At 70.4% G+C, this 3,454-nt stretch carries 4 protein-coding genes; 1 reads left to right on the forward strand and 3 read right to left on the reverse strand.

The window, feature by feature from the left end; translation table 11 throughout:
• Positions 1-772: ATP-dependent DNA ligase (locus tag J7E68_RS08285; protein ID WP_215171622.1), on the reverse strand; the 772-nt coding region annotated here is incomplete at its 3' end.
• A gap of 54 nt (positions 773-826) precedes the next feature.
• Complete coding sequence (locus tag J7E68_RS08290) at positions 827-2,278, reverse strand: NAD(P)/FAD-dependent oxidoreductase (protein ID WP_215171624.1); 1,452 nt, start codon at positions 2,276-2,278, stop codon at positions 827-829.
• Between the two features lie 41 nt (positions 2,279-2,319).
• Here J7E68_RS08290 and J7E68_RS08295 point away from each other — a divergent pair, with 41 nt between their 5' ends.
• Positions 2,320-2,805 (forward strand): hypothetical protein, encoded by a 486-nt coding sequence (locus J7E68_RS08295; RefSeq protein ID WP_215171626.1) that lies wholly within the window; start codon positions 2,320-2,322, stop codon positions 2,803-2,805.
• A 16-nt stretch (positions 2,806-2,821) separates the two neighbouring features.
• Here the strand turns inward: J7E68_RS08295 and J7E68_RS08300 are convergent.
• The coding region (locus tag J7E68_RS08300) for an acyl-CoA dehydrogenase family protein (RefSeq protein WP_285225003.1) at positions 2,822-3,454 on the reverse strand (633 nt) is incomplete at its 5' end.

Below are 3,454 nucleotides of genomic sequence, written 5' to 3' on the forward strand. Positions count from 1 at the left end.
CGACGAGCTCGCTGCGGCGTCTGTCGCTCCACGCGGCGACGCCGCCGACCTGACGCAGAGTGCCATCCGAGGCGAACAGCCCCACGAGCAGCGAGCCGACGCCTGATCCGGACTTGTGGATGCGGTACCCGAGGGCGACGACGTCGGCGGTGCGCGCGTGCTTGATCTTCGTGAGCGTGCGCTTTCCGGGTGCATACGGCTGGTCGAGCGGCTTCGCCACCACCCCGTCGAGCCCCGCGCCTTCGAACTCGGCGAGCCAGCGCACGGCGGCGGCGCGGTCACGGGTGGGCCGCGTGATGTGCAGCGGATGCTCGACCCCGGCCATCAGCGTCTCGAGGCGCGCGCGCCGCTCAGAGAACGGAGTGCCCAGCAGATCGTCGTCGCCGTCGGCCAGCAGGTCGAAGGCGACGAACATGGCCGGGGTCTCGACGGAGAGCTTCGAGACCCGCGATGCTGCCGGATGGATGCGCTGGCTGAGTGCCTCCCAGTCCAGTCGCTGAGCACCCTCCGGGCCGGTCGCGACGACGATCTCGCCGTCGAGCAGGCACGGGCCGGGGAGGAGCCGGGGGATCGCGTCGACGAGCTCGGGGAAGTAGCGGGTCAGCGGCTTGGCGCCGCGGGATCCGATCTCGACGCTCTCGCCGTCCCAGGCGATGAGCCCGCGGAATCCGTCCCATTTGGGTTCGAACAGCAGTCCGCCGGGGGCCTTCTCAGGATCGGGAACGGCTGCTGCCGCCTTCGCCAGCATGGGAGACGGGATGTCGTAGCGCATGCCTCCATCCTGGCCGCGGTTCCGCGAGGGCAGAAGGGCAAGTTCGTGCGGGCGTCAGGCGAAGAGGTCGTCGAGCGAGACGCGGGTGCCTGCATCCTTCAGTGCGGTGCGGGCGGCGTGCCATCCGGCCATGCCGTTCACTCCGGGCCCGGGTGGCGTCGATGCCGAGGCGAGATAGACGCCGTGCATCGGTGTGCGCCATGGCGCGGTGCCCAGCACCGGGCGGCGGATCGCCTGCGGGATGGTGAAGGCTCCGCCGAGGATGTCGCCGCCGATCTCGGACGGATTGACGGCCTCACGCGACGAGGCCGGCACGGAGTGATGGGCGAGGATGAGGTCGCGGAATCCGGGCGCGAAGCGCTCGACCTGGCGGGTGATGAGCTCGGTGGCGTCGAGGTCGGAGTTCTGAGGCACGTGGATGTAGGCCCAGAACACGGCCTTGCCCTCGGGTGCCCGGCTCGGGTCGAACACCGACGGCTGCACGGTCAGGGCATACGGGCGATCGCTGATGCGACCGCGGGCGACGGCATTCTCGCTCTCCCAGATCTCTGCGGTCGATCCGCCGATGTGCACGGTGGGCGACTGCGCCACCTCCGGGTGGCTCCAGGGGATGGGCCCGTCGAGGGCGAAATCGACCTTGGCCGCCGCCGGTCCGTATCGGTATCCGCGAATCGCCCTGGCATAGCGCTGCGGGATGTCGGGGTGCGTGAGCGCGAGTCGCGGCGACGTGTTCAGCATCAGCAGGTCGCCCCGAGCGGGGTCGCCCCAGTCGAGCGCACCCAGGTCTGTGATGTGAGTGCCGGATTCGACGGTTCCCCCGTGCGCCTCGATGTCGGCGACCATGCTGTCGGCGATGCGCTGTGCTCCGCCGCGTGGGTACATCCAGCCGCCGGCGTGCGCCTGGGCCGCGAGCAGCAGGCCCGCCGCCGCGCCGGCGAGCGACGGCATCGGGGTGTTGGCATGCGCGAGCACGCCCGCCATGAGACCTGCGGCCTCGTCGGTGCGGAACGAGCGCCGGGCGAGCGGGGTTCCCTGGTCGAGCATGCGCAGGGCGAAGCGCAGCGCGGTGAGGGGATCGCGGGGGATGCGCAGCATCTGGTTGCCGGTGAAGTCGACGACGCCCTCGACGTGGGAGCTGAGGGGCCGCAGCAGCGCGAGCCAGGCGCGTTCGTCGACCCCGAGACCCGCCGCGGTGCGCTCGATGTCGCGCCACGCGATCCCTGCTCTGCCGCCGTCGAGAGGGTGCGCGTACGAGATCTCGGGATCGATCCACTCGACCCGGTCGGCAAGCCCGAATGCCTGGAAGAACGGCGATGACAGCGCGGCCGGATGCACGGCGGCGCACACGTCGTGACGGAAGCCGGGGAGGGTGTTCTCGGTGGTGCGGATGCCCCCGCCGATCGTGTCGGACGCCTCGAGCACCCTCACCTCGTAGCCGGCGCGGGCGAGTGCCACCGCCGCGGCCAGGCCGTTCGGTCCGGAGCCGATGATCGTCGCACGAGCCATTGGGCAAGTCTTCCACGTCTGGGCGTGAGATCCTTGAAGAGATGAATGAAGTTCAGGGCCCGACCCCCACAGGCACCTCCCGTCCGTACCGAACCCTCGCGGAGGCGCTTCGAGCGCACCGCATCGCCGAAGAGAACCACGAGTTCATCTCCGCCATCACGGATGCCGTCGGCATCTCGTCCTACATCGACCGAGGCCGCTACATCGAGGCGATCCGCCGCGGAGGCGGTGCGCCCCTGCACATCGGCAAGACCTACACCAACGGCTTCGCGGAAGACGAGGCGGTCGTGATCGGCTCGACGACCCTGCGCCTGCGGCCGAGCGAGGGCCGCGCGGGGTACTTCTTCGTGACGCACCCGAGCGAGTTCCGACCCCTCGCGCCCGTGAAGGCGAAGCGGTCGACGACCCCTCGGGTCGCGGCCGCGCCGAAAGCGCCGCGCGCGACGAAGACGGTGGAGCGCGACTACGGCGTGTGCGACGTCTGCTTCATGGTGAAGACGCCTTCCGGCGGCTGCGGCTGCGACTAGGCCGCGCTCGCCGCGTTCAGGCGAAGGCGCTCATCCCCGTGATGTCGCGCCCCAGCAGCAGCGCCTGCACGCTCTCGGTGCCCTCGTAGGTGTGGATCGCCTCGATGTCGGCCATGTGCTGCATCACGCCGTTCTCGAGCAGGATCCCGTTGCCGCCCAGCAGGTCGCGGGCGATCGAGGCGACCCTGCGTGCGGCGCGGGTGTTGTGGAACTTCGCCAGCGACGCCTGCGTCGGGCGCAGCTCGCCCGCGGTCTCGAGGTCGGCCAGGCGTCGGCAGTAGAGCTGCATCGCGGTGAGGGCCTCGAGCATGTGCGTGAGTCGGTCCTGCACCATCTGGAACTTCGCGAGCGGCTTGCCGAACTGGATGCGCGTCTTCGAGTACGCCAGTGCCGCCTCGTAGCAGGCGGTCGCGTGACCGAGAGCCGACCACGCGACCCCCGACCGAGTGGCGTACAGCACGACCGATGCGTCTTTGAAGCTCTTCGTCCCCGGGAGCACGGCGTCGAGCGGCACGCGAACGTCGTCGAGCACGATGTGCGCCTGGTGGATGGCGCGCAGCGACGCCTTGCCGCGGATCGCCGTTCCGATGTATCCCGGTGCGCTCTGCCCGACGAGGAAGCAGCCCACGGCACCGTGCCCGGGCGCCGT

The sequence above is a fragment of the Microbacterium sp. ISL-103 genome (assembly GCF_018613995.1).
Taxonomy (GTDB): domain Bacteria; phylum Actinomycetota; class Actinomycetes; order Actinomycetales; family Microbacteriaceae; genus Microbacterium.

Excerpts from the sequence above, each read along its gene's own strand:
- J7E68_RS08295 (WP_215171626.1), top strand. The coding sequence starts at position 2,320 with ATGAATGAAGTTCAGGGCCCGACCCCCACAGGCACCTCCCGTCCGTAC.
- J7E68_RS08290 (WP_215171624.1), bottom strand. The coding sequence starts at position 2,278 with ATGGCTCGTGCGACGATCATCGGCTCCGGACCGAACGGCCTGGCCGCG.